The sequence below is a fragment of the Ktedonobacterales bacterium genome (genome assembly GCA_036557285.1).
Classification (GTDB): Bacteria; Chloroflexota; Ktedonobacteria; order Ktedonobacterales; family DATBGS01; genus DATBHW01.
In genome coordinates this window covers 1-26,989 of record DATBHW010000059.1, presented here as the reverse complement: position 1 = coordinate 26,989, position 26,989 = coordinate 1, and the positions used below count along the sequence as shown (strand labels likewise).

The window sequence follows — 26,989 nt, the reverse complement described above, 5'->3', positions numbered from 1 at the left end:
TGCGACTTGCGCGACGGCGGCGAGGTCTGGGTGGATGGGCAGCTGTTCAACAAGAACGGGCAATTTGTGGTGTAAGAATGGATGACGCCTATGGCCGAACATGTGGTATCACCCCGGACGAACCAGCCCCCCTTGCCTGGGCCAGCGACGCCAGGCAAGATACGGGCGGCGCTGGTTTCGGTGGCCGTGAATCTCTGCCTGATTCTGGTCAAGGGCGGCGTCGGGTTTCTGGCGGGCAGCATCGGGTTGATCGCCGAGGCGGTCCATTCGCTGACTGATCTGACGGCAAGCGTGCTGGCGGTCTGGGGCATTCGCCGCGCCGGGCAGCCCCCCGACAGCCAGCACGCCTTTGGACCCGCGCGCTACGAGAACCTGAGCAGCCTGCTGCAAATGCTGATTATCGGCGTTGCCAGCGGCATTTTGATCTATGAGTCGATCTTGCGCATCATCAACGGTTTTACAATTGATGTGCAGTGGTGGGCGTTTGCGGTGATGGGCGGGTCGGTGGTGATTGATCTGGCAACCAGCCGCTATCTAAATCGGGCGGCTGGGGCCAGCGGCGGCAGCGCGGCGCTGGAGGCGGATTCGTTTCATTTCATTTCGGATATGTGGGGCGCGATAGCCGTCATCATTGGCTTGATCTTTGCCGGGCTGGGCTTTAAGATTGCCGATCCGCTCGCCGCGATAGCTGTCGCGCTGGTGATCGGTGGGACGGCGCTGCGCAGCGGTGTGCGCACCACCGGCATTTTGCTGGATAAAGCGCCGCCCAGGGCGCTGCTTGATCGCATTACCGAGGTAGCCGCCTCTCACCCGCAGGTGAAGGGTGTGCGCGAACTGCGCGCGCGGGTGGCCGGGAAGCGCGTGCTGCTGGATATAGCCGTGGCTCTGGACCCCGATATTTCGATTCAAGCAGCCCATGATATTGCCCATCAGGTCAGCACAGAGATTCAGCGCCGGATACCGGAAGTGATGGACGCGGTGGTGCATGCCGAGCCGGAGGGGGCGGCACATGCGACGAATGTGTCGCCCAAAACAAGCGAATAATATCGCGTCTTTCGCGCGCGCTCATATTCCCCCTGCATCACGCTCCCATCACTGGCAATAGCCGCTGTAGGCGGGCTGATCGCACTGGTGGAACGCCCAGAGCAGGGTCGCCAGCATATCACCGACAGACGGGGCAGAGTAATTCTGCGTGGTGTACAGGAAGGCTGCCGCGACAACCGCTTGCTGAAAGCGTACCAGCATGACATAGGAGAGCTTGTGATAGGACTCCCCACACCACATGCAGCCTTTTTTCACGGCCAGCACCTGGAAGGGCAGGTGCAGGTTTTTCCCGCGTTCGCCAGCCGCTGTGCTGAGTCCGATCCAGCTATCGGTGATGACATAGCCGCTTGAACGGCTCAGCCAGATGCCTCCCTGGTGATAGGCGCTGGCCCCAAAGATCGTGACGACATCGGGGTACTTTGCGAAGGCGGCCATCATCAGCGCCATATCGTGGGCGCTGGAGTAGTTGCCGACTGATGCCTGCTCGCCCTGCTGCCAGTGATCGGGCGGGGTGCTGGCGTAGCCATAGGGGCTGGTGTAGTGGGTGTGCCGCATGCCCAGCAGCCGCGCCTGGTCGTTCATCAGAGCCAGGAAGCCCTGGCGTGATCCGGCGACAAAACGAGCCAGAACCATGACGGCGTCGGCGGCGCTGAGGATGGAGGCCATATAGAGGAGGACGCGCACGCTGTAGCTGTGGCCTGCCTGAAGATAGGCTACTGCGGCATCCCACTCCACCTGTTTATCAATTGGCTGCACAGTAATCAGCGTATCAAGGCTCAGACGCCGCGCTTGCAGATATTTGGCGGTGAGCAAGGCAGCCATCACCTTGGTGGTTGAGGCTGGCTGAGCGATGCCGTCGGGGTTATGCTCACACAGCGGCTGGCCGGTCTGCGTGTCGATCAGGCTGACTCCGAAGCTGGGGTCGGGCCGCAGGGTTGGGCAGGCTGGCGGAACGCCCGTCGTTGGCGGCGCTTCGATGACATTACGGATGCTCTGCTGGGATGTCGGCCTGGACGCGGCTGGCGCAGCATCTCCATGTGTGAGTACGATAGCTGCGATCAAGGTGACGCCCGCCAGGATGAGCAGGTCAATCAGATGTATGTTCCACTTGCGCATTGCCTTCAGTGGGCGATAGCGCCAACTAACTCTTGCTAACTGGTTTCGTATCCCAGGGTCTTGCTGGCCTGTATCCATGCTGACGCCTTCTTTTCCTTGACGACTGAGGAGTTATCCCGTCCGGCGCGGGCGTGGGGGGCTGTGGCAGAAAACGGGCCAGGAGGGGCGAGCGCCTGCCCTGGGGAGGGCGCTGCGCGGGGAATGGGGAAGCAAGGTACCCCCTGGAGGTATGCAACTTTTGGCGTAACTTTTACGTATATGTGAATGAAAGTAGAAATACCCATCAGGGGTATGTAACATTTTGTGGGTATTGTTCGTATAAATAGGGTAGAGAGAAAGAGAAACACCTCGGAGTGGTCCCTGGCCGGGAGATCAGCCTCAAGCCGTGATGCTGGTGTTGAGGCTGCGAGCGGCGCTGGTGATGCTGATGGCGAAGAGGAAGAAGGCGGGGATGACGATGAGCCGGTGGACGATGCCGAGGAGATCAGCCGGATAATTCGTTTCCTCGTAGAACCACACCTGGGCAGGATGTGCCAGCCCGAAGAGCAGCAGCCCAAGTAGCGACAGCCACAAAGAACGCCCGATGGGTCCGCCCAGCCGTGCGCGCACGACCAGCGCCAGGCAGACGCCCCCCAGGATAACCAGGCTGCCATCCAGCGCGATGAATGCGGCGGTTTCGCTTACTTCGCCAACGCCATAGAGAACGAAACTGCCCGCGCTGATGAGAATGATGAGGCCAACTGCGATGGGCCAGAACCTGAGCGGCTGCAATTGCCCGGCTTTTGCGGCGTTGAAGGCGGGGATCGCATCGGCAAGGCCGGCCAGGCCAGGGAGAAAGAACAGCACTGAGAGAAGGGCAGCGCCTTGATGGATCAGCGTGGCCGCGTCAATGGCAAGAAACTGGAGTATCGTATCAAGCAGGTGGGAGAGGGCGAAGGCCAGGCTGCCAACGGAGATGAGCCGAAAGGCGCGGAGGAGATGGCCCCCTAGCTGGAGCCAGATGGATGACCAGAGAGTCCAGATAGCCAGAGATAATCCGGCAAAGTCGAGCAGCGCGGTGAGGGCGATGCTTGAGAGCGGATACGCGCCAGTGATTGGCTCTGCTTCCAGCAGAGCGGATGGCAGTACAGGGATCATCGCCTCATCCGTTCCATGTTATCTTGCCCTCAAAAGCAGAGGTTGGTCAAGGTAGAGTAGAAATGCCATAAAGTAATACGTCGGATGGTTCGTAGGGTAACAGATGCCAGAAGGTGAGGTGGATGGCATGGTTGTTGCTGGCACTGCTTTTGCGATAGACTTTGAGTTAAGCGTTTTCTGCTGCTGAGCAGGCGTATAGCCTATTTTAGTAGGTGAGAGCGAAAAGTCTTGTCAAGAACGGGTGAAAAGCCCGATAATATATACAGGGTTCACGAACTTTTTCGTAGCCAGATCATCGAAGACCATCGGCCTTCGGGAGAATGCCAGTATCGGCCTCCTGAAATGGAATAGATATACGTGGTCCTGGGACGAGGGCTTTGGTAAAGAGTGGTGTGAGGAGCCTGTAGGATGTCAACCAGCGGGGAGCCAGCAGCGCCCCGCTGAGTGTCATGAGATTGTGGGTGAGCGAAGCGCATACGGGTCCCAGGCAGCAGCCGAGGCCCTATCAATAGGAAAATACGAGCAGATGACACAGCGTATGAATGAGCAGGAATGGGTCCCCACGCTACACGATTTGCTTGAGAAGGGCCGCAGGCGAGGTTTTGTGCGCCGTGATGAGCTAGAGGCTGCGCTCCAGCGCACCCGGCATTACGACCCGCAGGCCCACGTCGGCCTGCCTGAGCAGGTTGGCGATCCTCAGCCGCAAATAGCAGAGCTTGAGGACCTTGATGAAGCCGTGGATCAGCTCCTCGCCGACGATATTGATATTGTCGATGATGAGGAGGAAGAGGTCCGCGCCCGTGAGGATACCGATATAGAGCATCATCTGGAAGAACTGGAAAGCGATACCACGGCGCTGCACGATTTGCCCGATCTGGGAGAGGCCGGGCGCGAGCGCCTGCGCCGGGTAGAGCAACTCGCCCGCGAGGCTGAGCGCGGCGAGGCGACTGAAGTCGATACGATTACCGCCTATCTGCGTGAGATCGGGCGGGTGCGTATGCTTAGCCATCAGCAAGAGATCGATCTTGCAAAGCGGATTGAGGCTGGCGACAAGAGCGCCATGTCTGAATTTGTGCTGGCGAACCTGCGTCTGGTCGTGAGCATTGCCAAGCGTTACGTGGGACGTGGCCTGACGCTGCTGGACCTGATTCAGGAGGGGAATATCGGTCTGATGCGGGCGGTGCAACGCTATGATTGGCGGCGCGGCCACCGTTTCAGCACCCACGCGACGTGGTGGATTCGCCAGGCGATCAGCCGGGCGGTGGCCGATAAGGGCCGCGCGATTCGGCTGCCTGTCTACGTGAATACCGCGCTCAATCGGGTGCGCCGTGAGCGCCAGCGCCTGATTCAGGAGCTTGGCCGCGAGCCGACGGAGTTTGAGTTGGCCGATGCGGTTGGCATGGAAGTGGATCGTCTGCACGAGTTGGAGGGCGCGCCCGGTACGCCGATCTCTCTCGAACTGCCGGTTGGGGAGGACGATGAGCAGGAACTGGGCGATGTCCTGGCAGATGAGGCGTCTCAGTCGCCGGAGGATGCGGCGGCGATGCACACCATGAAGGAAGAGGTGCGCGAGGTGCTGGAAGACGTGCTGACGCCCCGCGAGCAGTTAGTGTTGGAGCTGCGCTTCGGGTTGGGCGGCAGCGGCCATACCTACCCTCTGGAGCAGGTGGGCCGCCAGCTTGGCATCACCCGCGAGCGCGTGCGCCAGATTGAGGCTGGCGCGCTGGCGAAGCTGCGCCATCCGCAGGTGTTGGATCGCCTGCGCGGTTAACAGCGGTTGGCCGCCAGGAAGGGACGCGCGAGCGACCAACGGGAGCAAGGACCTCTCGCTCGACGAGGCATAGCCGAGGCAAGCGGCCCTTCCCGAAGGGAGGCGGCGCTGCAAGTCAAAAAAAACGCGAGCGGCACAGTATCTGTGCCGCTCGCGGCTCTCCAGCAGAAACGCGCGAAAAACAAATATGCGTTCCCTGCCCCGCAACACTCCGTGTTTGCCTGGCGATCCGGGCCTGCTCTGACGTTCCATGCCTGTCTGGCAATCCGGGCCTTGCAGCCTTCCTGACTCTGTGGACGCTCCGTGTCCTGCTGACAGTCCTTGCTCTGTCGGCGGTCCCTGCCGCATTCTTCACACGCTTGTGCCGCTCCAAAGGAATTGTACCCAGGGCGCCAGGGCTTGTCCATTGCTCCCCGATGGAATTTTTGATTTTTGCTGATTTCTTTATGGATTCTTAATGCCCCGGACTGCGGGCGCTCATCCGCTGCCAGATCAAAATCGCCAGGAGGAGGACGAGCAGAACGAAGCCAACGACGGTGATGATTTGCAGGCCGGTGATGAGTGTGCTGTTGTCGCCGCTGCGGGTTGGTCTGCTGGGGTCTGCGGCGCCTGCCGGTGTCGGGCTGCCGGTGGGGGTCGAAGGCGCGGGTGTGACAGTCGCGGGCGTAACGTCTGCGTTGCAGGTGATCGAGCGCGGCCCGGTGTCGGAGACGGTGAAGGGGTGATAGTCGCAGGCGATATGGGCAGGCGGGGCTGGAATGGGGCCTTGAGAGGTTGGCAGCCGCCCATGCGACCACTCAATAATGACATGCTGGTAGGTGGTGCCCGTGTCGCCGGTGAATTGATAGGTAAATGTGCCGTCGGGCTGAGCATTCATTTCTTCACAGCCTGTGCCGTCGGGCTGGGCATCCGGGCAGAGCCAGAACAGCACGTCGCTGGGCGCTGTGCCTGCCTGTACCGTCACGGTAAAGGTGAAGGTGATGGTATCCGCCGGATGAGCGGCGCTGGCCTGGGGGGTGAACAGGACGAGTAGTATCGCAAGCGCCACGCTGCCGAACGCCACGCGCAGGAGGTGGCGGGTCTGCATCATGCGCTGTCTCAAACCATCCATCAGGGTCGTTTCGCTCGCTTTCTTCTGATAATGCCTCATGTATGTAACGAGTGAAACGGCGGAAAAGTAGATATGTTGTCTAAGCTCATTCCTGGGAAACGCGCCGCGCCGATGTTGATACAGCGCCGCCCGGCTGCGGCCAGGGAAGGCCAGCATTGGCGTTGACGTTGGCTGGCCTCATTGGCTGATTGAAAGCCGCGCCAATCTCTGCCGAGATGCGCCGCTCCATCTCCAGCGCCTGCTCTTTCTGGAGGCGCGCCTGCTCAATCTGCTGCCGAAGGTAGGGGATATGTGTCTCCAGCTTCTGGCGGCGATCCAGCGCCAGCATCGCCCGGTTTTCGCTGTTTTCAGCGCGCGCCTCGCGTTCCTGGGCAGCATAGAGCGCGATCTGGCGCTCAATCTCGGTCCTCTGGATGGACAGGCGCTTTTCAGCGGCGATCAACAGGTCAATCTTCCATAAGAGTGCTTGCCGCTGCGCTATCTGCCTCTGGAAGTGTTCATCCGTAGCGATGCCCTGCGGCGCGCCAGGGGGCGGGTAGCCTGGCGACATAGCGCCGAATGGCGCAGGGGCGGCTGTGGCTGAGGCAGGCCAGGCGCCGCCTGGCCCCATGACTGGAGCCGGAGCCTGGCGGCTTCGCCGCAGCAGGAAGACGACACCCGCCAGCCCCACCAGCAGGAGGAGGGCGAAGCCAAGGCCGATGGCTTCTATTGGCCCGTTGCCGCTGCCCTCGTTGGCGGATGCGTCTGAGGTCTGGCTGCCGCCGGGTGTGTTGCTCGTGGAGGGTGTGGCCTGTGGGCTGTTGGTGGTGGGCTTCAACCCCAGGCTCTTGCGCCATTGATCTTCCGTCTTATCAACACTCAGGCCAAATGCCTGCGAGAAGGCGGTAGAAAAAGCAGTGGTTGGCAAAGCATCTACCAGCCGGGCGACTTTTGGCTGGCCGAATGTGCTATAGAGATAGGTGATGAACTTCCAACTCTGGGCGTAGGCAAGCTCCGCCTGCTCGGCGTCATCGGGAAAGCGATCAGTGAGGGTGTTGAACGAGAGGAGGTGTTTTTGGGTGTGAACGGCGGTATCGAAGGCATATTGCAAGTCCGGCTCGTGATAAATCTGGTGATAGACGGCCATCCCCTCATCAAACCAGAGTGGGCATCCGCCACACCCAAGCCCGGCGATTTCATGCAGAATGAGGTGGGTGAGTTCGTGGGGCAGGTCACGCTGGAGGGGATACTGCGCGTCTCCGACGACGATGAGGGCTTCATGGAGCGGAATCAGCGCCACCCCGCCCGCCCAATTGGGGGTGTCGGATGGCAGCCCGCCGCGCAAGTCCTGATCGCTGGCATAGACCAGCACGTGAATGGGGTCCGTCAGCGTGCCATGAAGGTCTTGCTCAATGGAGGTGGCTTCTTTTACGGCGGTGTTCAGGAGATTCTGTCCGTAGGCGGTATTTTGATGATACCAGTAGATGGAGATGTCATTTTTGGTAAGATGGCTCCAGGTGAAGCGCGTATCGGCGAAATCGAAATGTTGATCTGCGCCGGTCAGGCTGTGCTGCGTGTTATCGCTCAGCATCCAGTGATAGGTGATGGGAGTGAAAGGCGGCAGATAATCGCTGCCTGGATCATAGCGATAGGCCAGCGAAACCGTCGCGCCGGGCTGAGGGACAGGAACGGTGATCCGGCGGTCCATGCCGATCTGCGCTACCTTGATTTCGAGTTCGGCCTTGTTGATCGTTCCGGCGCTGTCACTGGCCTGCACCTGAAAGGTCATCCGCGTGGCGTAGGTGTAGGTTTGCGTCTGTGAGGTGATGGTAATGGCATTCGCGCCTGGGCGGGCTGAGCTGGCCTGGGCAATCCCGGCGCTGAGGCTGAACGCGGCGACCAGCCCCAGCGTGATCGCCAGCCAGAGCGCGGCCAGTGAGCGCCCTCCTGGCATCGTCAGAGCGCCTGAGCGGCGCTGTATTCGCGCCTGAGTGGGCGCTGATAGTCCATGTTCTTCCGTGTAGTAATCTCGCGGCTGCTCTTTACTCATCAAGCCCCCTGCGCTCACAGAGCGTCAACGTTGCTGCTCAGTCTGCGAACATTGTACGGCAAAAGCGCGAAAGGTGGCAAGTGGTATGGGTGTTGGCGATTTCCCCCGTTTTTGCTTCTTGCTGGTGGGCATGCTATACTGCTGCTATCATCTTCACAGGAGGTCTCCGCCGCTCATGTCAAGGCAGCCGGCAGTCGTTCGTTCCTGGGTCAGCTAAGCGTACCCGTTCACCGATGACAGAAGGCAATTGTTGCGCGACAGCGCAGCGCGAGCCAGTCGGCTGTTTGATTCCGTCCGACTGACGATGAGCCGTTGCCTCGTCTTGGCGCTGGTACTCCCAACTGACGCTGTGGAAGAACACCGCTGCCAGGCGCGAGATCGGTTTTTCCCCTTCCCCTTGTACTTCTCCCCTGCTCCTTGTTCGCTTGCCCACATCTTCAGATTCCACGCGCGCTGCTCTGCAATGGGCTGCGCGCACATGCCGGGAGCTACGCTGTGTCCAGCCGGGGCGACATGAGGAGAAGATGAAGATGTCCCGAAGAACGCTCTTGCGCTCTATCCACACGCAGCCCCTGGATGACGCGCTGCTCAAGCGTTATCTGCTGCGCTATGACCCCCGAACGCTCTATGAACACCCGGAAGTGGTTCCCCGGCTCTGCTCCGGCAGCCTGTTTGGGAACGACGCGCCGCTGGAGCTTGAGGTGGGCTGTGGCACAGCGGAGTTTTTGTGCGCGCTGGCCGCGAAAGAGCCAGCGGTCAATTTTGTGGGTGTTGATATAGCTCGCCGCCCGCTGGAGAAGGGGGTGGAGGTAGCCGCGTCGCTCGCGCTGGCGAACCTGCGCCTGCTTCATGGGAACTTCGCGCGAATGTACGCGCTGCTGGAGCCGCTTTCGCTGCGGCGCGTCTATGTCCATTTTCCCGATCCCAACATGCGGCCCAAGTTTCGTTCTCGCCGGATGGTGAACCCTGTCTTTCTGGAGGCGATCCCCGCGGCGCTCGCCCCGGAGGGGACGCTGAGCGTGATGACCGATCACGAGGCGTTCTTTCTGGAGATGCTGGCGCTGTTGGAAGCGGATTGCCGCTTTACGAAGACCCACGCGGCGCGCTATCTGGTGGGCTTTGAGCCAGAGGTGAAGTCGCGCTTCCAGCGTATCTGGGAACGTCATGGTCTGCCGATCTTGCGCTGTGAACTGCGCAAGTCAGCAACCCAAAAGTCCTGTTTGCCTTGATGTCGGCCAACACATGAGTCTTCCCGCGTGTTTTCTTTGCGGGCGAGGCCACCTGTAGCGCCGCCTTCCAGGCGGCTCAACGCTGGCCGCCTGGAAGGCGGCGCTACAAGTTCCCCACCCCGCCAGCCACGACGGCTGGCGCGCCTAGGGGCTGGCATGGCACGCCTCCTTGATTAGTCATCGGTGACCCAGACAATCATGGTCCCCGTAACCGGGCCGCTGGTGATGGTGAACTGCCAGCAGCCAGGAGTAGACACATCAATAATGGAGGGATAATTACCTAGCGGACTGACCGCCTCCGAAAACGTTTGATCGAATGTCTCATGCCCATGAGAGAGCATTGTACCCTTGATCTCTACTTCATTCGTGGCTTGAGGACTCTCAATGACCCAGAGGATTTTGTCATTCGGTCCATTGGGGAATCGCCCGCCAGCGTGGAGAAAATAGTGCTGAGGGTCTATCGCATAAAAGAGAAAGGCAGTGATGCCTGATGAAGCTGGCTCAGCCTGCACCCAGGGGAGTCCCTTCGGATCGGAGCCGCTGCCGGGGCCGCTGTAGGGTTCCGTGTGGATGGGGGTAATAGGGCATCCAGCCGGGGCCTGCGCTATGAGCGTTGGGGCAGGCGTCGGCTGCGCGGTTGGCCGCTGTGTGCTGCCTGTTTGTGATGGGGAAGCGCCGCCGCAGCCGCTCACCAGGAGGGCTGCCACCAGCGCGAGGCCAGCTAGCGTGGCAAGCTGCTTCATAAGAAGCGCCTCCTTTCAGGAATGTCTCAGATGCCGTCTAAGCTATGACGCGCCAGGATGGCTTCCTATCACGCGGCCTCTGCTGCTGCTACGTATTGAACTTGATACCAACTCTGGGTGAAAACGACTTGCAGCGCCACTGCCCCTTCGGGGAGGGCCGCTTGCCTCGGCTATGCCTCGGCATTCTCGCTCCCGTTGGTCGCTCGCGCGTCCCTTCCAGGCGGCGAACCGCTGCGCCAGGGCGCACGCCACTTGTAGCGCCGCCATCTTGGCGGCTCAACGCTTCGCCAGAGCGAGCGTGCGCCCTCCAGGCCAACCTACCAGCAGGCCAACGTTGGCCGCCAGGATGGCGGCGCTACAAGTGGCAGCCGCTCCTGCGGCTGCTTACTTCGCCAGGCGCTCGGCCAGGGCAACGAAGGTGCGCACAGGAATGCCGCTCGCGCCTTTGTCGGCGTAGGGTTTGGCGCTGCCGAAGTCGTTGACGGCGGCGATGTCCAGATGCGCCCAGGGCGCGCCTTCGGCGAAGCGGCCCAGGATGCGCGCCGCGCCAATGGAACCGGCCTCGCGGCGGCTGACGCTCTGGCGCACGTCGGCGATCTCGCTTTTAATCAGGTCGTCGTAATCCTCATCCATCGGCATGGTCCAGAAGCGCTCGCCGATCTCTTCGCCAATCTCCTGAATCTGGCGCGCCAGGTCGTCGTCATTGGCGAAGATGCCCGCGCGCACGCTGCCCAGGGCGACGATGATCGCGCCGGTCAGGGTGGCGGCGTCCACGATGGGCGAAAGGTTGTGGGCGCGGGCGTAAGAGAGCGCGTCGGCCAGAATCAGGCGGCCTTCGGCGTCGGTATTGACGATCTCGACGGTTTTGCCGTTCATGGCGCGCAGGATGTCGCCAGGGCGATAGGCATTGCCGCCGGGCATATTTTCCGTCGCCGGAGCCAGCGCCGTGACATTGATCTTCGGCTTGAGATGCGCGATAGCCTGCATGGCGGCGATGACCGATGCCGCGCCGCACATATCCATCTTCATCGCTTCCATGTTGGCGGCGGGCTTGATGGAGATGCCGCCGGTATCGAAGGTGATGCCCTTGCCCACCAGCGCCAGACCCGGCGCGCCGCCGGTATCGCCTTTGTAGCGCAGGATGATGAGCTTAGGCGGCTGGGCGCTGCCCTGGGCCACGCCCAGCAGACAGCCCATCCCCAATTCGCGCATCTGCTCGCGCTCCAGAACCTCGCACTCCAGGCCGCAGCTTTCGGCCATGTCGCGGGCGCGCGCGGCCAGTTCGGTGGGGGTAAGGACATTGGGCGGCTCGTTGCCCAGGTCGCGGCAGAAGCTGACGGCCTCAGCGATGATGCGCCCGCGCTCGCTGCCCTGGCGCAAGGCGTTCTCGTCTTCGCCCAGCAAGGTGATCTGCTCGACGCGCTTGTGGGTGTCGCCGTTGTCGCTGCTGCTCTTATATTTCTTGAACTCATAGAGGCCGTAGAGCGCGCCTTCGGCGGATGCCTCGGCGGCATGGGTTGCGCCGATGCCCAGATGGGCAAGTTCCGGCCACCAGAGGGCCAGGGCCACATGGCGCGCCCCGGCTTTGCGGGCGGCGCGGCATCCAGCGGCGGCGGCTCGGCGCACGCTCTCGAACGTGCAGTTCTTGCGTGGGCCGAAGCCGACCAGCACGATGCGCGGCGTTTCCAGTTTGCCCAGCGTGTGGACGACGGTGGTTTCATTCGCGGCGCCGACCAGTTCGCCATCGCGGCGCATGGCGGCAAGCGCGCCATCCAGCGCGGTGTCGAGCGCGGCGGCTGGCCCTTCCAGCGCGTCGGTGCGGCTGGCCTTGAAGATACCGACGACCACGGCGTCGGCGGCAGTGGTGTTGGCGGGCGTGGTAGCGATGCTGATGTCCATAAGAAATGCGGCTCCTCTGCTTTGTCGGATGAGCGAGAATCATCCTCGATTTCTCTTCTGTAGAGAGATTATGCCGGATAGCGGCGGGCGCTGTCAATTTGCGCAGGACTGGCGGTTCCACCAACTATTGGGCGCGCCACTGGTAGCGCCGCCGTCTCGGCGGCCAGCCCGTAGCGCCGCCGTCTCGGCGGCCACCGCTGCGCCCTGGCGAGCGTTCGCCCTCCAGGCCAGCGCGCCAGCAGGCCAACGTTGAGCCGCCGAGACGGCGGCGCTACCAGTGGCGTTCGCCCTCCAGGCCACCGGATCAGCAGGCCAACGTTGAGCCGCCGAGACGGCGGCGCTACGAGTAACAGGTTTCGCTTGCCAACACCTCGTGTTTGGTGGAACAGGGACTGGCGCGTTGCCTCCGGCTCTGCTATACTACTGGCATCAATCAGGCAGAAAGGAGTCTCTGATGAGCGCAGATGAGCCTATCAGCCAGTTAATGGCGCAGAGCCGGGCGCTGCTGAAGCAGCACCAGTACCAGGAGGCGCTGGCGCTCTGCGAACAGGCGCTGGCCCTGGACTCCACCGTCCCCGCTGGCTGGAGCCAGAAAGGCGCGGCGCTGGAGCGCCTCAAGCATTATCCCGAAGCCATCTCGGCCTGTTATCAGGCTATCAAACTGGACCCTGCCCACGCGCGGGCTTATGCCATCGCGGCAGAGGCATTGGTATCTCTGCATCGCGCGCGGGAGGGGCTGACCCTTGCCGAGCGCGCCGTCGCGTTGGACCCGAACGACCCCGATACCCACAGCGGCAAAGGGACCGCTCTGCTGCACCTCCGGCGCTATCAGGAATCGCTGGCGGCCTATGAGGGCGCGCTGGCGCTGGACCCCAACCATTTAGAGGGCATCACTGGCAGGGGTGCTGCGCTTGATAACCTCAAGCGCCATGAGGAGGCGCTGGCGGAGGCTGACCGGGCGATTGCGCTCGATCCATTCTACCCCGATGCCCATAATAACCGGGCTGTGGCGCTGGGCCATCTCAAACGCCACGAGGAAGCGCTGGCGGTCTTGGAGCAGGTGATTGCCCTCGACTCCCAACTAGCCGGTCCTTATAGCAATAAGGCTTTGGTGCTGGGCGATCTCAAGCGTTATGAGGAGGCGCTGGCCGCGTGTGAGCAGGCGATTGCCCTCGATCCCCAACTAGCGCCTGCTTATAACAACAAGGGTTTTGTGTTGTGGTGCCTCAAGCGCCATGAGGAGGCGCTAGCGGAGGCTGACCGGGCGATTGCGCTCGACCCCCAACTGGCGACTGCGTATAACAATAAGGCTTTGGCGCTGGCTAATCTCAAGCGCCACAAGGAGGCGCTGGCCGCGTGTGAGCAGGCTATCCAACTGGACCCTGGCCTGGGGCCAGCTTATAACAATAAGGGTGTGGCGCTGTGGAACCTCAAGCGCCACGAGGAAGCGTTGACAGCCTTCGATCAGGCTATCGTGCTAGAACCCGATCACGGACTATTCTATACCAACAAAGGCGTAGTGCTGACTGAGATGCGGCAGCCCTATAGGGCGCTGGCGGCGCATCAGCGCGCTGTCGAATTAGACCCCAACTATGCGCTCGCGCACTATCTTACTGGCGTTACGCTCGGCAGCATGATGCGTGCCGCTGGAGCGGGCAGAAGGCTGGCCGGGCGATATGCTCAGGAAGGGCTGGAGGCGTATGGCCGGGCAATTCAACTGGCCCCCGACGAGCCACTTTCCTACAATGGCCGGGGTGTGGCGCTGCTCAGCCTGGATCGCCTGCAAGAGGCGCTGGCCGACTTTGACCGGGCCATTCAGCTTGATCCTACCCTTGCGCTGGCCTATTTCAATAAGGGCTTTGCGCTCAGCAAGCTCAAGCGCCACGAGGAAGCGTTGACTGCCTACGACCAGGCTCTTGCCCTGAACCCTGTCTATGCGCCCGCTTACGCGCAGAAAGCCGAGGCGCTCAACGCGCTCCAGCGGTACGAAGAGGCGCTGGATGCCTGCGCGCTCGTCCTGCAACGTATCCCTCGCTTCAGCGCCGTCTATCGCTGCAAAGCGCGGGCGCTCTGGAACCTGGGGCATCGCTGGGGCGCAGCCAGAGCCTACCTGCGCTATCGTTTCCTGCCATTATAGCATCGCTGCTGTCCTCTGGAGCGCGCAGCGATGCGGCTCAGCAGGAACGCTGAGCCGCCGCGTAGGAGTATGGTCAGGGAAAGTGGTCTGACGACGCTAGCGTGTGGTAATTTCAGTACGAGGATCAAGTTCGCGGGCGATGTGGACGGCATCAACGCCGCACGAATCGCAGGCATGGGGCATCTTGCCCAGGTGAATGGAGCCGCAGACCTGGCAGACCCAGCGGCTTGCCATCATGCGCACAATGTCGGCGCGGCTGACCACGCCGAGCAACCGGCTGCCAGCCATGACCGGCGTCCGTTTGATGCGCTTGCTGGTGAGGATTTGCGCGATCTCGTCAACCGGGGTATCTTCCTGGACGCTGACTACGCGGCGTGTCATAATCTTTTCGACGGTAGCGCCGGGCCTGGTGATAATATCGGTCTCCGTGACAATGCCGACTACCTGACGGTCCTCATCAACTACCGGCATCCCACTGATGTGGTAATCCGAAAGATGCCGGGCGGCGTCCTGCACACTGGCCTGGGGGTGGATCGTAATCACATTGAGGGTCATGATGTCGCGTGCCTGCATAGGATGTGTTCCTCCTTCGCTGGATGAGCGACGCGAAAGCCGCTCGCGTGGCCTGGAAAGCGTCGCCGTTGACGCTTCTCTGTGCTTATTGTACCTGATCGCCCAGACGCGCGTAAAGACTTTTGCACAATCAATTTGCGATCTGTCCGGTAAGCCTGCTAACGTTGTGCTGCAAGACGGATGCCAACGGGACAGGTTTTTGGGTCGTGATGCGGACCCTGGCTCGATTCTGATGCAGCTTGGAGCAGGCTGCCAGAAAAGGAAGGCATAGTTGTTGCTGCTATATACGCCGCAATTGTGAGAGGCTTTGATGGGATTCGTCGGCGCCTCTGATCTGATCCCATCTCGGAGCGTGTATTGAAGAGCGTATATACAAGAGGGATGAGGTTCTGGCGAAGATTCAGTAGAAGAGAGCGTATGCAATGCGAAGCAGAATGGCGCATGTGTTGATACTCCTGAGCCTGTTTGCGCTGGCCGGATGTGGCGAAAACGCGCTGCTACCTACCGCGCCGTCTTCCCTTTCCCCTACGACGGTTCCGAAGCCCGCGAGTCCGCCGCCGCTGAGTTTGTATTTCAGCGCGATGACGCCCAACGCTTCACCAGATGCCCCGATAGAAGCTGTGCCACAGTCCGCCATTTCGGCGCTCGATGCCAATACCGGCAAGCTGCGCTGGACCTATATCACCGGGGCGCAGGTGCAAAATGTGCCGGTGGTGGACCATGATACGCTCTACGTTGGCGCCGATAATCAGACGGTCTACGCGCTGAACGCTGGCAATGGCAGCGTGCGCTGGAAGGCCAGCGTCGGCGGGGAGCCGCATGTGATTACGGTGCAGAATGGATTGGTCTATGGAGATATTGCCCTGAACTCAGGGGGCCGCTCTACACTTGGACCCATTTTTGCTCTGGATGCCCGCAACGGCTCCATCGCGTGGCGCTCTCAGATCAACGGCTCATTCTTTGGGTTGATTCATGGCGTGGTCTATGTGGCGACAGCCGATAATAAGCTGTACGCGCTGGACGCCGCGCATGGATCGGCGCGCTGGCAGTTCCAGATGGACTATCCCTTTGCCGGGCTAAAAGTTGTGGCGGAGCAGGTCTATCTGCTCGCGGCTCATCGGGCCAGCGATGCGCCGAATGTGGTCCTCTATGTCCTCAATGCCAGCACTGGCGCTTTGCAGTGGCGCTACCCAGCCGCCAGGAAAGACCTGGAGAACCTGGACCTGATTGACGCCGACAACGGCGCGCTCTATCTGCTCGCCAGCGGGCAGCAGAACCTGGCTGCTTTGCCGCTGGCCCTGGCGTTGAATGCCAGCGACGGCTCTGTGCTGTGGCAATACCAGGCGAGTGGTAAATCCTCCTCATTTACCTCATCAACGTTGGACAACGGCACGCTCTACCTGGGGACTACTACCGGTCAACTGCTTGCCCTCAGCGAGCAGGATGGCCTGGTGCGCTGGCACACGAAGATCACCAGTACGATGAATATTGATCTGGTGCATGACGGGGCGATCTATCTGACCCTCTCCAATGAGGGTGTGACCGCGCTCAAGACGAGCAGCGGCGCCGTCCTCTGGCGCTATAGATCGGCAGACTACGTGGGCATCAGCAGCGCCAAAGATGCTGCGTTGTATGGCTTTTCTGTCTCCAGTTCTTTTGACCCCGATAGCCACAACTATGTCCTGGCCCTCAATGCAAACAACGGTTCGCTCCTCTGGAGCTACGACGCCGGAACGGGTTCCATCTTTCCTGTGCTGAGCTAGCCGCGCCTGCGCCACAAGACGGACTTGTTATCTCGCGCGCGCCCTGGGTATAATGGAGGCGAATTGACCCAGCAGCACACAGACGCGGCAGCGGCGTCGGGTTTTTGGAAGCGAGAAGCGAGGGAACATGCAGATTGAAAAATCGGTGGTTATTGTCGGAGGTGGACCAGCCGGGCTGGCCGCCGCAGAGGCGGTCGCGCGGCAGGGCGTGGATGTGGTTATTCTGGAGCGCCAGGGCGAGATCGGCTATCCCATCCATACCAGCGGGGGAAGCTGGATCAGCGATCTGAAGGCGCTGGGTATCCCCAGCCATCTCTACCATCCCGTTGGTACCGCTCTCTTCCTCGCGCCCAACCGCGAAGTCGCTTTCCACTATCCCGACCCCGTGACCTGTGTGCTGGATGTGCGCGGCCTCTATCAATATCTGGCGCAGCGGGCCATCGCGGCGGGCGCGCAGATCGAACTCAAGACGGTTGCTCAGACGCCTCTGCTGGAGGATGGCAAGGTGGTGGGCGTCACGGTCAAAGACCGCCTGGGCCGCGCGGTGGAGTATCGCGCCAGGGTCGTCATTGACGCCAGCGGCTTCTCTTCAATCATCGCTACGCGCGCCGGGCTGCACAAAAACTTCGAGCGTTATGGCTATGGCGCGGAATATGACCTCTACGCCCCCAACTTCGATCAGGATCGCGTTTATCTCATCATGGGGTCGAAAGTGGCTCCGTCTGGCTACGCCTGGCTCTTTCCGCGCGGCAATGGTCGGGTGCGCGTGGGCGTAGGTATCCTCAAGCCCGACGCCGACAGTGAAGACGCCCGCGCCTATCTCGATGAGATTGCTCAGCGCGTGCCGCAGCTTGCGCCGATGCTGGCGCAGGCCAGCCCCGTCGAGTATCATACCGGCCTGTTCCCGTCCGAAGCGCCGCCGGAGAGGATGGTCTTGCCGGGCCTGGTTGCCACTGGCGATGCCGCCATGCAGGGGTCTACGCTGGTGGGCGAAGGCATCCGCTACGCCATCGGCGCGGGCCGCATCGCCGGGCGTGTGGTTGGCGAAGCGATCACGGCGGGCGATTGGTCGCCCAGAGCACTGAGCCGCTACGAGGACGAATGGCGCGCGAAATACCTGCGCGACCTTCAGATCGCCTGGCGCATCAATCAACGCATCGCCCGCTTCACCGACCGGCAGTGGGACAAAGGGCTGGACCTGCTCAAAGCGCTCACGCTGGACCAGGCGGCGTCACTGCTCAAAGGCGACTTCAGCCCGAAAATCTTCTTCAATCTGGTGACAAAGAACCCCTCGCTGGTGCGCACCTTTGCCAAATATTCGCTGCAAGCCCTGCTGCCGGGCAAAGAGGCGAAGGACAGAAAAGCGCAGGCCAGGCGTGCTTCGGTTGCGCCGACTGCCACCGATGGAGTATAATAGCAGCGTCTCTGTGGGGCTGTAGCTCAGGGGATAGAGCAACGGTTTCCTAAACCGTGTGTCGCAGGTTCGATTCCTGTCAGCCCCACCCGCTTCAACTCCACCGCACCACCTTTGCGCAGTTCCTCACTGACAGGGGCGATATGCCGCGCCCGTTGTTCTTCGGCTACTTCATATCGAACGGTATGATAAACAGATCAGCGACGAGCATGGTGAAACCCGGCACAACGTCCAGGCCATCCAGACGCTCGCGGGCGCTCAACGTTTGCATCGGCTCATCTGGCTGCCACATGTCTACCTGTTGCTGATTCGGCCAGATGGCCCACAGGAGCCGTGTTCCTGCCGCCAGCCAGCGATGCGCACGCTCGGTCATATCAGCTTTGCTCTGACTCGGTGACACCACTTCAACCACCAGATCAGGAGCCAGATGCGGATACTCACCTCGCTGACGCGCTTCTAGCACCTGGCGCGCGTGCTCAGTGCGCACAAACGCCAGATCAGGCATCCAGGTGGATTCTTCTGGCTCGCCTGGCTGCGTGATGTCATAGCCCACTTGCTCCCAGGTAACAGCGCCCAGGCGATGCTGCTTCACGTAAGGGGAAAGCGCATCGTGCAGATTCGAGAGAATCCAGTCGTGCAGTGGGTCTTTTACTGCTGGCATCTTCACTACCTTTCCCCTGTCCAGTTCCATTCGCCAGCCTGGTTCATCAGGCAAAAGCGCATATTCTGCGGCGCTCAGCAGCTTGCCCGGCAGGTTGATAATCGTGTAGTGTTGTGTCGTCATTGCCATATCTGGCCCTCCCTGTGGGCTAGCAGTGCGCTCTCCCCTACCAGAGATACACTCTTGGCTTACCTAGCCATTCTACCACGAGGGTTGCCAAACGGGGTAATAGAAGGCTTGAAGGATGAGCAAAGCCCGATGCTGCGGCTTGCTGACAGCATGGCTGGATTTCTGAGAGATTGCCAGGAGGGAAGGCCTACACCGCGCAACACCTGAAACGCCTGGAGCGGGCCGCGCTGGTGATTGAGGTATAAAAAAACCAGGGTGTCTATCGCCCTGGCTACCCAAGTCGAAGCTTGGCTAGTCCTAAGCAGCTTGCGCTGCGACCTCCATACGGCAGGCTTTCAGACCAGTTTGATTATATCATATAATTGCAAAAATGCAATTCTCACCGGCCTATACACATATGGTGCGATACAGAGAGGTTCGTGCTGGCTTCAAGAAAGGTGGACATTATGGGACAGCATACAACCCCCCAAGGAGCGCCGCGCCAGCTTGCGCCGCGTATCGAGAGCGACCCTGACATCCTGGGGGGCAAGCCAGTGATTGCCGGAAGCCGCCTGAGTGTGGAGACTGTCCTGGAAAACCTGGCGTGTGGGGACACCTATGAGGAGGTGCTCGACTCCTACCCGTTCCTCACCTACGAGGATATTTACGCTGCGCTTGGGTACGCGGCTCAGGTGCTGAGTGCTCCGGCCAGCGACAGGGAACCAGCCGCCTCATGAAGTTCCTGGAACGGCTACCGACGTATGGAGTGATTCTCTTGCGTGTCGCCAACAAGCGTACTCGACTTTCCAAAACCCGTCGTATTGAGCGGTCCCTAGAGGGAATTAGGGAGTGCCAAGGCTCCTGTGTCGGGCGGTTCAGCACCGTTTATCCTGACCGAATCGAGCAAACTGCAAGTGTTTCAAGGATTATTTCATAATTTCCGTGTTCAGCACCGTTTATCCTGACCGAATCGAGCAAACCCTGCTGCCGACCTAAGCGGCGTTCCTTCGTTTCCTAAACCGTGTGTCGCAGGTTCGATTCCTGTCAGCCCCACCCCTCCTCCCATGCTGCCCTTACCCACGCAGCAGCGGGCGAGTCAGGCAGGTTGCGCCGCCCTCCGCCTTTAAGGAAAGCTCGTTGCCACGATAGGTCCAGACCTGGCATCCAACTTCCTGGAGCCTCTGCCGGGTGGTGGGGTTGCCTTCGAGCATGACGCACTGCCCAGGGGCCAGCGCCAGCACGTTCGGTCCCATAGTCAGGAACTCTTCTTCGGGTACCTCGATGAGACGAAAACCGCGCCGCTGCAATTCCTGCCAGAAGGGGACTGAAAGGAGCGGCGGATAGACCACCGCCAGGCGCTCATCTACGATGCTGATGAGGGAGAGCAGATGCAGGCACGCCGCTGGCCCGCTGTAGTAGGGTAGGTCTACGGGGATGACGGTTACTCCCAGCGGAGTCAGCGCCTCGCGCAGTTGACGCAGCCCTTCGGCATTGGTACGGAACCCCTGCCCCACAGCCAGCGTATCGTGATCCAGCCAGAGCAGATCGCCCCCTTCGGCGCGCGCGTCATCGTGCAAAGTAGAGAGAATAGGGAGATCGAGCGCCTCGAAACGCCGGGCCATGACGGCTTCCTCCCCTCGCCGCTGCCGCTTGCCCATCGAGAGCATGATGGCTCCCTGGTCAGTCACCAGTGCGGGGTCGAAGGTAAAGATGGCATCGGCATGGGTGGGTTGGGGTTCATCGTGATAGAGCACCTCACTGCCGCCCTGGCGCAGCAGGGCCACCAGATCGTCGTGTTCTTGCTGGGCAGCGGTCAAATCAGGCCGTGCCGTGTAGTGCCAGGCCGCCGGGTCAGCGACGGCGAACGCCTGGTCGGGCCGCTTCACCAGGACGCGCCGGAGCGGGGCAATCATGCTCTGACTTCCATAGGTGCTCATCGTCTGCCTCACTTTCTTCGCGGCGCTGCCTTCACGCCAGTTGGGGAGAAGCCCAGAAACGTATCTCGCCAACAGTCTACTAGAATTATTCGGCGCTGTCGATGCCTTTTGGCAATGGCTCGCGCCGCTTCTGAGGTCTGGGCGCTTGATCGAAAGCAGCCTGACCAGATGTCCGAGGTGGAATTGGTATGGATTGTGCATGCACACATGCGGCGCTCAAGGCGCCGGAGTTGCAGTGTCAACTGCTGAACTAAAGCAGTGATCTGCCTGTAGGCAGCTTCCCTTGAAGCTGCCTACAGGTGGCACAGTCAGGAGGTATGCCGTTCTGGAAGCAACGGAGGCGACGCATAACGATTTCAGTGCGGCAGATTGCATTCTTTTGGGGGTGTAACGATGCTGAAAACGTTCAAGTCGCGTAGGAAACACCAGGTAGATTTATATATTCCAGAGCAAGGCAATCCCAGCGTTATCATCAAAGGGCCAGAAGGAGATCGCGCCGATCTTCACTTTGAGTGGTTTGAGCGCGAGCGCGCCACGAAGATTGCCGAGATGATCGCCGCAGGATTTAGCGCAAAGGAGACCGCCTCTTCCAACGATCACCCGACGTGATCTGGCAGGGCAGTTTGGAAAAACTGCTTCCTCATTCATTCCCCACCACACACAAAGCACTCTCCACCAGATACACCATCAGCGCCTGCCCCTGGCCGTAGGTCAAGCCAGTTCACGCCTCCGATCAGCGGGAAGCGCAGCAGGATGAGGTGTCAGGTGGGGCTGCGCCGCAGGTTGATGAGATGTTGCAGCATGACGCGCGAGATGTCTTCGACGGTCAGCCTGGTTTCGGCAAGCAGGGTGGTGAAGTCTTCGCATGAGCCAGGCAGTGTTCCACCCTATTGTGATTGAGCAAGAGAGAAAAGTCAAGCCCTATGCCGGACCAGAGCTATCTCACAGGTGGACCTCTGTCCCCAGCCCCAGCGCCCGCGCCTGCTGGACGGCAAGCTGCACGACGGCCATATCCTGGACAGCGTTGCCAACGGACTTGAAGAAGGTAATCTGCGCGTCGTCGGTGCGCCCGGCCACGCGGCCCAGCACAAGCTCGCCCAGTTCGCCGCTGATGTGGCTTTCATCGAGCAAGCCCTGCTCGCGGGGGATAACCAGATCGCCCGCTTCGGCCCAGGCGGCGCGGCGCTCGTCAACGACGACCCGCGCCCGCGCGACGGTGGCCGCCGGAACTTCTTGCAGCGTCGGGCGATAGGAGCCGATGCCGTTGATATGCGCGCCCTGGCGCAGGTCGGCGTCGTCAAAGAGCGGCGTGGGCGAGGCTGTCGCGCAGCAGATCACGTCGGCCTCCCGCAGCGCCTCGGTTGCCGAGGAGGCCACGCGCACATCGGCAGGGATGGGCGTCCCGAAGGCGCGCAACTGCTCTGCCAGGCGTTCGGCGTGCGCGGGCGTGCGATTCACCAGCCAGAGGCGCTCGATGGGCCGCGCCACGCAGACGGCCCACGCCTGGGGCAGCGCCTGCGCGCCCGCGCCAAAGAGCGCCAGGACGCGCGCGTCCTGGCGCGCCATCAAGCGCGTGGCGACTCCCGACGCCGCCCCGGTACGCAGCGCGGTGAGCCAGCCGCCATCCATCAGCGCCAGCGGTAATCCATTGTCGGAGTCAAACAGCAGAACTAGCGCGTTGATGGATGGCAGATGATGCCGTTCCGGGTTATGCAGGAAGAGCGTGAGCAGCTTGACACCCAGCGCGCCGCTGCCGGACAGATAGGCGGGCATCACCAGCAGCAGCCCATCCGTCGGCGGCACAGATACATGCGGGCGCAGCGGCACGTCGGCCTGCTGGTTGGAAAGCTGGGCAAAGGCGCTGGCAACCGCCTCCATTGCTTCGCGCATAGGGACGGCCTGGCGCAGTTCGTCGGCGGTGATGATAAGCATCGCTAGCTCTCCTGATGGGCAAGGTGATTATCGTTTGCGTGGTTTGCGCAGAAATTCCAGAATGAAGCCGCCCCCAATAATCGAGGAGCCAATGAGGACGCTCAGCGCCAGGCGCCGGGTGGCGCGGTTCACGCTTTTGATCGCTTCGTCCAACTGGTCTACCTCCAGCCGGAGGGTGATCTGATCGTTGGCGAGCTTGTCCAGAATCATATCGGCGCGCCGGGGCGAGTTCTCGAAGAGGCGCTTCATATCCAGCACCCAGGCAAAGACTCTTCCGCCGGAAAGCTGGCCGCTTATGCGCTTTTCCATCACTTTAAGCATATATTCGCGGATGAGTTGCACCGGGTCCAGTTCAGGCGAAAGGGCGCGGATGGCGCCGTCCAGGTTGAGCATGGCCTTGCCCAGCAGCGTCATGGCGCTGGGTACCGGGGCGCTGTGTGCCTGGGACAGACGGGTGAGGTCAAGCAGAGCGGTACCCAGGGCCATTCGTCCGCCGCTCATATCATGATAGCGGCTGACCAGGGCAGAGACATCCTGGGTGAAGGAGCGCCGGTCAAAGCCCCTGGGCAGTTCCATCATTTCCAGGTAGGTATCGGCAACGCGCTCGCCCAGCCGTTCGGCAAAGGCCAGCAGCAGCAGGATGATGTGGTCTTTCTGGCCGGAATCGAAGCGCCCTACCATGCCGAAATCCATGAGCGCCAGGCGGCCATCTTCGGCTAGAAGGATATTGCCGGGGTGTGGGTCGCAGTGAAACACGCCGTCAATGACGACCTGCTTGAGATAGGCCGCCAGCAATTCTTTGGCGATGGGGCGCGTATCCAGCTCCTGCACCTGGGCGCGGCTGAGGTCCGCCAGGTGCTGACCATGCACGAAACTGAGTGTCAGCACGCGGCGCGAGGTGTAGTCGCTGTAGACGGTGGGCGTGGTCAGGCGTTGAAATTCAGCGATCTGGCGGCTAATCAGGCGGGTGTTCTCGGCCTCCTGGCGGAAGTCGAGTTCCTGGCTCAGGCTGTGTTCCAGTTCGCGGACCATCTGCATGAGGCCGTAGCGCGCGCCAAACGAGGTATGTTTCGTGGCGAAACGGGCGAGTTCGTGCATGACTTCAATATCAATCTCAATCCGATTGCGCACGCCAGGGCGCTGCACCTTGACGGCTACCTCGCTGCCATCGTGCAGCACGGCGCGATGCACCTGCGCCAGCGAGGCGGTGGCAAGTGGCTCACGATCAAAAGACAAAAACAATTCATCCACAGACGCGCCCAGTTCACTCTCGACAATCGTGATGATTTTCTCGCAGGGTACGGGCGTGACGGTATCCTGAAGGCGCGCGAGGGCGGTAATATAGCCCGCTGGCAGCAAATCCGGGCGGGTGCTGAGGAGCTGGCCCAGTTTGATCCACGATGGCCCTAACTCTTCCAGGGCGCTTGCCAGGTCTTCGGCATGATCTTCCGCTTCTTCCAGATGCCCATCCAGGCCAAACTCTTCGTCTTCCTCCTCATGCCGGTGAGCCATCATAAATTGAGCGGCCACATGATGCAGTTCGTGCTTGCGCAGCACCCGATAAATCTCCAGGTAGCGCTCCGGGTGGCGAGAGAACCGCCTGGTGAGTAAGTTGCCTGATGATGTCACGCTTACATGGTTCTTGAGTTTTGCCATACTGTTGTGCGGCAGTGGGTCAGCGCCGCCCCTCCCTTCTCTACGAACAAACCATTCACGCTTCCTTACCCATTGATCCTGCCTTATGTTCTACGAACACTTACTATATATCAGTTGGCAAGACGCTCAGTTTTTAGTGATACAGTCCCAAAGGTAATTTTACAAGCGAACGCTGGATGTCCTCAAGCCGGGGGCATCCGGCCAGACGCATCGCCAGATCGAGTTCTGCCCGCAGCAGTTCCAACACCTCATAGACGCCCTCTGCTCCCCTGGCAGCCAGCCCCCAGAGTATGGGCCGCCCAATCAGGACGGCGCGCGCCCCCAGGGCCAGGGCTTTCAGCACATCTGTACCCCGGCGGATGCCGCTGTCAAGATAGACTTCGCAGCGCCCGGCAACCGCTTCGACGATCTCTGGCAATGCCTCGATGGTGGGGATAACGCTGTCCAGTTGCCGCCCGCCATGATTGGACACGATGATGCCATCTACCCCATGCTCAAGCGCCAGCGCCGCATCTTCCGCTGTCAGAATGCCTTTGAGGATGAGTGGCAGCGGCGTCAGCGAACGCAGCCAGGCCAGGTCTGCCCAGGTTAAGGGCGCATAACCACTCATCGGCTCATAGCCGGTTAGGTTCGCCTCGGAGAGATGCGGCGGCAGATCGAAGCCGCTCTTGATGGCGCGCTCTTTGTGTCCCCAGCGCGGAGAATCAACGGTGATCACCAGCGCGCGATACCCGGCGCGAGCCGCGCGCTGGACCAGCGCCGCGCCGGTCTTGCGATCAAAGACATAGAGTTGGAACCAGAGCGGGCCGCTTGCTGCTTGCGCGATCTCCTCTAGCGTGCGCGTGGACGCGGTACTGGCGACCATCAGCGTCTCTGCCCGGCCTGCGCCCTGGGCAGTTGCGCACTCACCTTCCGGGTGAGCCAGGCAGTGCAAGGCGGTGGGCGTCACCATGATGGGCATGCTAACCGGCGTTCCCAGCACTGTTGTGCCTATCTCGCAGGTCTCGACGTTGACGAGCATGCGCGGGCGCAGCCGAATGCGCTCGAACGCCGCGCGATTCTCCCGCAGCGTTACCTCGTCATCGCTGCCGCCCTGATAAAAGTCCCAGGCGCTTGGCTCCATTCGCGCCTGTGCCAGCGCCTCATACTCAAACACATTGACCAGGCTCACGAGCATGCTCCTTCTCATCCAGATACATCGTATGCAGACGACATTGTAGCACTGTTGTCTGCCGGGCGCACGCTTTCGCAAAAAGAAGGTTCCACCAAACATGAGGTGTTGGCAAGCGAGACCTGGTATTTGTAGCGCCGCCTTCCAGGCGGCTCAACGCTGGCCTGCCGGTCCGGTGGCCTGGTGGGCGAACGCTCGCCCTGCGCAGCGGTGGCCGCCAAGATGGCGGCGCTACAAGTGGCGCCCCCAATAATTGGTGGAACGGGCCAGCAGCGAGCGCGCTGCCCGCTGCTGGCCCGCAAGCCACGAGGAGTCTAGCCCTGGCCGCCCAGGTCGGCTTTGAGAATCTGGATCATCTGGTGCAGGTCGGAAGCCGCGCCTTTGATGTCCTGGCGGGCCGTCTTCAGATCGCTGCGGTAGGTTCTGAGCGTGGTGTTGGTACCAGGATAGTTGGCAGGGATCAGGCTGGGAATCAGCCCCTGCGCGGCGTTTGTCTTATTGGTCGCGTCTCGCAGTTTGGCGTTATAGTCCCTCTGCAACGCCTGAAGCTTGGTTACATCGTGGCCTGCGTCCTTATCTTTCTGGATGAGGTCGCTGATCTGCTGGTTGGCGTCGGTCATGCGGGCGATGGCGTTTTGCTCATGGAAGAGTAGAATCTCGCCATAGTCGCGCGGCAGCACGACGGCAAAGATGCGGAACTGCACGTAGATGTTCTTGACATCGGCAAGGGCTGCTCTGAGGTCGGTTTCGCCATCGAGCTTTTTCTTCAGGGCATTCAAGCCATTCTCATTGAAGGTCGCGTCATCAGTAATGACGTTACGCTGCTGATCGGTGAGGCCCTTATGGTTCCTGGCTCTGTCCTTGAGCTTATCCAGCGCGGCCAGCCGCTCTTGAATGCGTTGATCGCCGAACTGTTGAACGCAGTCCACCGTCGTGCAGCGCGAAGCCGCCGAGGCGACAGGAGCAGCGGCTACGCCCGCGCTGAGCAGGCCGAAGGCTCCTACCAGGGCCAGCGAGAGGCCCGCCAGATGCGGGCGCGCGAGCCGCAGGCGCTGTGAGCAGAAGCGTTGTATGTGTTTCATGGGATGATCTCCTGGTCGGTGCCGCTGTCTTGATTGGCGTTTTGCTCATCATTGTCCAGGGTATCTGAGTCATGCTGATTTTGTTGATCGATCTGCTGGAGATGATTGAGTTCATCATTTGTGCTGGTCTGGCCGGAGTTACCCGCGCCGTTGGTGGTCTGGCTGCTGGACGCGCCAGTATTCTGGACGCTCCTGGCGCAGCCACCCAGAGCGAGCGCGACGGCCAGCGCCAGAATGACCAGCGGGAGCCAGAAACGCTTGCGTTTGCTGGTTGCTTTCATTCCTCTTCTCTTTCTGTCTCTATTGGCATCGTTGGCATCTTCCCTGCGCGCGCGGCCTTGCCAGCGCCCAGGGATTGAGGTCAGTCCCCCCGGCTCCTCTGGTAGTAAGATAAACCGACGAGCTAAGAGCCACTTGAAACTCGGCTTAGAAGTTGCTGAGAAATCTAGAAAACAAGAAGCGCGCTCCTGACCACT

The 26,989-nt window shown here is 61.0% G+C and carries 22 protein-coding genes and 1 tRNA gene; 9 read left to right on the top strand and 14 right to left on the bottom strand.

What is annotated here, in order from left to right:
* Positions 1-90: 90 nt before the first annotated feature.
* Complete coding sequence (locus VH599_17850) at positions 91-1,044, top strand: cation diffusion facilitator family transporter (GenBank protein ID HEY7350187.1); 954 nt, start codon at positions 91-93, stop codon at positions 1,042-1,044.
* 48 nt (positions 1,045-1,092) lie between these two features.
* Here the strand turns inward: VH599_17850 and VH599_17845 are convergent, their stop codons facing one another.
* Both VH599_17845 and VH599_17840 read right to left on the bottom strand, forming a co-directional pair.
* A complete protein-coding gene (locus tag VH599_17845; GenBank protein HEY7350186.1) occupies positions 1,093-2,238 on the bottom strand; it encodes a serine hydrolase in 1,146 nt (381 codons plus the stop codon).
* Positions 2,239-2,538: 300 nt separating this feature from the next.
* Complete coding sequence (locus VH599_17840) at positions 2,539-3,297, bottom strand: hypothetical protein (GenBank protein HEY7350185.1); 759 nt, start codon at positions 3,295-3,297, stop codon at positions 2,539-2,541.
* Positions 3,298-3,823: 526 nt separating this feature from the next.
* On the opposite strand from VH599_17840, the gene VH599_17835 reads away from it, so the two are divergent.
* A complete protein-coding gene (locus VH599_17835) occupies positions 3,824-5,068 on the top strand; it encodes a sigma-70 family RNA polymerase sigma factor (protein ID HEY7350184.1) in 1,245 nt (414 codons plus the stop codon).
* A gap of 454 nt (positions 5,069-5,522) precedes the next feature.
* On the opposite strand, the gene VH599_17830 is transcribed toward VH599_17835, so the two are convergent.
* Both VH599_17830 and VH599_17825 read right to left on the bottom strand, forming a co-directional pair.
* The gene (locus VH599_17830; protein HEY7350183.1) at positions 5,523-6,179 is read right to left on the bottom strand and encodes a hypothetical protein; all 657 of its coding nucleotides are present in this window, start codon (positions 6,177-6,179) and stop codon (positions 5,523-5,525) included.
* Between the two features lie 85 nt (positions 6,180-6,264).
* The gene (locus tag VH599_17825; protein HEY7350182.1) at positions 6,265-8,208 is read right to left on the bottom strand and encodes a peptidase MA family metallohydrolase; all 1,944 of its coding nucleotides are present in this window, start codon (positions 8,206-8,208) and stop codon (positions 6,265-6,267) included.
* Between the two features lie 530 nt (positions 8,209-8,738).
* Here VH599_17825 and VH599_17820 point away from each other — a divergent pair.
* Positions 8,739-9,437 (top strand): hypothetical protein, encoded by a 699-nt coding sequence (locus VH599_17820; GenBank protein ID HEY7350181.1) that lies wholly within the window; start codon positions 8,739-8,741, stop codon positions 9,435-9,437.
* A 173-nt stretch (positions 9,438-9,610) separates the two neighbouring features.
* Here the strand turns inward: VH599_17820 and VH599_17815 are convergent, their stop codons facing one another.
* Complete coding sequence (locus tag VH599_17815) at positions 9,611-10,180, bottom strand: hypothetical protein (protein HEY7350180.1); 570 nt, start codon at positions 10,178-10,180, stop codon at positions 9,611-9,613.
* 384 nt (positions 10,181-10,564) lie between these two features.
* The gene (locus VH599_17810) at positions 10,565-12,079 is read right to left on the bottom strand and encodes a leucyl aminopeptidase (protein HEY7350179.1); all 1,515 of its coding nucleotides are present in this window, start codon (positions 12,077-12,079) and stop codon (positions 10,565-10,567) included.
* Positions 12,080-12,533: 454 nt separating this feature from the next.
* On the opposite strand from VH599_17810, the gene VH599_17805 reads away from it, so the two are divergent.
* Entirely contained in the window at positions 12,534-14,216 is a 1,683-nt protein-coding gene (locus VH599_17805) for a tetratricopeptide repeat protein (protein HEY7350178.1), read from the top strand.
* Between the two features lie 96 nt (positions 14,217-14,312).
* Here the strand turns inward: VH599_17805 and VH599_17800 are convergent, their stop codons facing one another.
* Positions 14,313-14,789 (bottom strand): CBS domain-containing protein, encoded by a 477-nt coding sequence (locus VH599_17800; protein HEY7350177.1) that lies wholly within the window; start codon positions 14,787-14,789, stop codon positions 14,313-14,315.
* A gap of 422 nt (positions 14,790-15,211) precedes the next feature.
* Between VH599_17800 and VH599_17795 the strand changes: the two genes are divergently transcribed.
* The 3 genes from VH599_17795 (at position 15,212) to VH599_17785 (ending at position 18,054) form a co-directional block, all read left to right on the top strand.
* Positions 15,212-16,552, top strand: a complete 1,341-nt coding sequence (locus VH599_17795) for a PQQ-binding-like beta-propeller repeat protein (protein ID HEY7350176.1) — start codon at positions 15,212-15,214, stop codon at positions 16,550-16,552.
* 127 nt (positions 16,553-16,679) lie between these two features.
* Entirely contained in the window at positions 16,680-17,966 is a 1,287-nt protein-coding gene (locus tag VH599_17790; protein ID HEY7350175.1) for an NAD(P)/FAD-dependent oxidoreductase, read from the top strand.
* A 15-nt stretch (positions 17,967-17,981) separates the two neighbouring features.
* A tRNA-Arg gene (locus VH599_17785) sits at positions 17,982-18,054 on the top strand.
* 78 nt (positions 18,055-18,132) lie between these two features.
* Here VH599_17785 and VH599_17780 read toward each other — a convergent pair.
* On the bottom strand, positions 18,133-18,756 hold the full coding sequence (locus VH599_17780) for a Uma2 family endonuclease (protein ID HEY7350174.1): 624 nt from the start codon (positions 18,754-18,756) through the stop codon (positions 18,133-18,135).
* A 446-nt stretch (positions 18,757-19,202) separates the two neighbouring features.
* Here VH599_17780 and VH599_17775 point away from each other — a divergent pair, with 446 nt between their 5' ends.
* Positions 19,203-19,472 (top strand): DUF433 domain-containing protein, encoded by a 270-nt coding sequence (locus tag VH599_17775; protein HEY7350173.1) that lies wholly within the window; start codon positions 19,203-19,205, stop codon positions 19,470-19,472.
* A gap of 336 nt (positions 19,473-19,808) precedes the next feature.
* On the opposite strand, the gene VH599_17770 is transcribed toward VH599_17775, so the two are convergent.
* Positions 19,809-20,672: an arginine deiminase family protein gene (locus VH599_17770; GenBank protein ID HEY7350172.1), complete on the bottom strand. Its 864-nt coding sequence runs from the start codon at positions 20,670-20,672 to the stop codon at positions 19,809-19,811.
* Between the two features lie 393 nt (positions 20,673-21,065).
* On the opposite strand from VH599_17770, the gene VH599_17765 reads away from it, so the two are divergent.
* A complete protein-coding gene (locus VH599_17765) occupies positions 21,066-21,281 on the top strand; it encodes a hypothetical protein (GenBank protein ID HEY7350171.1) in 216 nt (71 codons plus the stop codon).
* A 333-nt stretch (positions 21,282-21,614) separates the two neighbouring features.
* On the opposite strand, the gene VH599_17760 is transcribed toward VH599_17765, so the two are convergent.
* The 5 genes from VH599_17760 to VH599_17740 form a co-directional block, all read right to left on the bottom strand.
* Entirely contained in the window at positions 21,615-22,604 is a 990-nt protein-coding gene (locus tag VH599_17760; protein HEY7350170.1) for a hypothetical protein, read from the bottom strand.
* Positions 22,605-22,631: 27 nt separating this feature from the next.
* The gene (locus VH599_17755; GenBank protein HEY7350169.1) at positions 22,632-24,233 is read right to left on the bottom strand and encodes an AarF/UbiB family protein; all 1,602 of its coding nucleotides are present in this window, start codon (positions 24,231-24,233) and stop codon (positions 22,632-22,634) included.
* A gap of 160 nt (positions 24,234-24,393) precedes the next feature.
* Positions 24,394-25,431 carry an alpha-hydroxy acid oxidase gene (locus VH599_17750; GenBank protein HEY7350168.1) on the bottom strand — a complete coding sequence of 346 codons (1,038 nt, stop codon included), beginning with the start codon at positions 25,429-25,431 and terminating at the stop codon, positions 24,394-24,396.
* 314 nt (positions 25,432-25,745) lie between these two features.
* Positions 25,746-26,513: a hypothetical protein gene (locus VH599_17745; protein HEY7350167.1), complete on the bottom strand. Its 768-nt coding sequence runs from the start codon at positions 26,511-26,513 to the stop codon at positions 25,746-25,748.
* Entirely contained in the window at positions 26,510-26,794 is a 285-nt protein-coding gene (locus VH599_17740) for a hypothetical protein (GenBank protein HEY7350166.1), read from the bottom strand. Before VH599_17740 ends, VH599_17745 begins: the two co-directional genes overlap by 4 nt.
* Positions 26,795-26,989: the final 195 nt, after the last annotated feature.

Excerpts from the sequence above, each read along its gene's own strand:
- VH599_17770 (HEY7350172.1), bottom strand. The coding sequence starts at position 20,672 with ATGAGCACCTATGGAAGTCAGAGCATGATTGCCCCGCTCCGGCGCGTC.
- VH599_17810 (HEY7350179.1), bottom strand. The coding sequence starts at position 12,079 with ATGGACATCAGCATCGCTACCACGCCCGCCAACACCACTGCCGCCGAC.
- VH599_17845 (HEY7350186.1), bottom strand. The coding sequence starts at position 2,238 with ATGGATACAGGCCAGCAAGACCCTGGGATACGAAACCAGTTAGCAAGA.
- VH599_17830 (HEY7350183.1), bottom strand. The coding sequence starts at position 6,179 with ATGGATGGTTTGAGACAGCGCATGATGCAGACCCGCCACCTCCTGCGC.
- VH599_17800 (HEY7350177.1), bottom strand. The coding sequence starts at position 14,789 with ATGCAGGCACGCGACATCATGACCCTCAATGTGATTACGATCCACCCC.
- VH599_17780 (HEY7350174.1), bottom strand. The coding sequence starts at position 18,756 with ATGGCAATGACGACACAACACTACACGATTATCAACCTGCCGGGCAAG.
- VH599_17740 (HEY7350166.1), bottom strand. The coding sequence starts at position 26,794 with ATGAAAGCAACCAGCAAACGCAAGCGTTTCTGGCTCCCGCTGGTCATT.
- VH599_17805 (HEY7350178.1), top strand. The coding sequence starts at position 12,534 with ATGAGCGCAGATGAGCCTATCAGCCAGTTAATGGCGCAGAGCCGGGCG.
- VH599_17825 (HEY7350182.1), bottom strand. The coding sequence starts at position 8,208 with ATGAGTAAAGAGCAGCCGCGAGATTACTACACGGAAGAACATGGACTA.
- VH599_17765 (HEY7350171.1), top strand. The coding sequence starts at position 21,066 with ATGCTGAAAACGTTCAAGTCGCGTAGGAAACACCAGGTAGATTTATAT.
- VH599_17795 (HEY7350176.1), top strand. The coding sequence starts at position 15,212 with ATGCGAAGCAGAATGGCGCATGTGTTGATACTCCTGAGCCTGTTTGCG.
- VH599_17820 (HEY7350181.1), top strand. The coding sequence starts at position 8,739 with ATGTCCCGAAGAACGCTCTTGCGCTCTATCCACACGCAGCCCCTGGAT.
- VH599_17840 (HEY7350185.1), bottom strand. The coding sequence starts at position 3,297 with ATGATCCCTGTACTGCCATCCGCTCTGCTGGAAGCAGAGCCAATCACT.
- VH599_17815 (HEY7350180.1), bottom strand. The coding sequence starts at position 10,180 with ATGAAGCAGCTTGCCACGCTAGCTGGCCTCGCGCTGGTGGCAGCCCTC.
- VH599_17835 (HEY7350184.1), top strand. The coding sequence starts at position 3,824 with ATGACACAGCGTATGAATGAGCAGGAATGGGTCCCCACGCTACACGAT.
- VH599_17745 (HEY7350167.1), bottom strand. The coding sequence starts at position 26,513 with ATGAAACACATACAACGCTTCTGCTCACAGCGCCTGCGGCTCGCGCGC.
- VH599_17790 (HEY7350175.1), top strand. The coding sequence starts at position 16,680 with ATGCAGATTGAAAAATCGGTGGTTATTGTCGGAGGTGGACCAGCCGGG.
- VH599_17775 (HEY7350173.1), top strand. The coding sequence starts at position 19,203 with ATGGGACAGCATACAACCCCCCAAGGAGCGCCGCGCCAGCTTGCGCCG.
- VH599_17760 (HEY7350170.1), bottom strand. The coding sequence starts at position 22,604 with ATGCTTATCATCACCGCCGACGAACTGCGCCAGGCCGTCCCTATGCGC.
- VH599_17850 (HEY7350187.1), top strand. The coding sequence starts at position 91 with ATGGCCGAACATGTGGTATCACCCCGGACGAACCAGCCCCCCTTGCCT.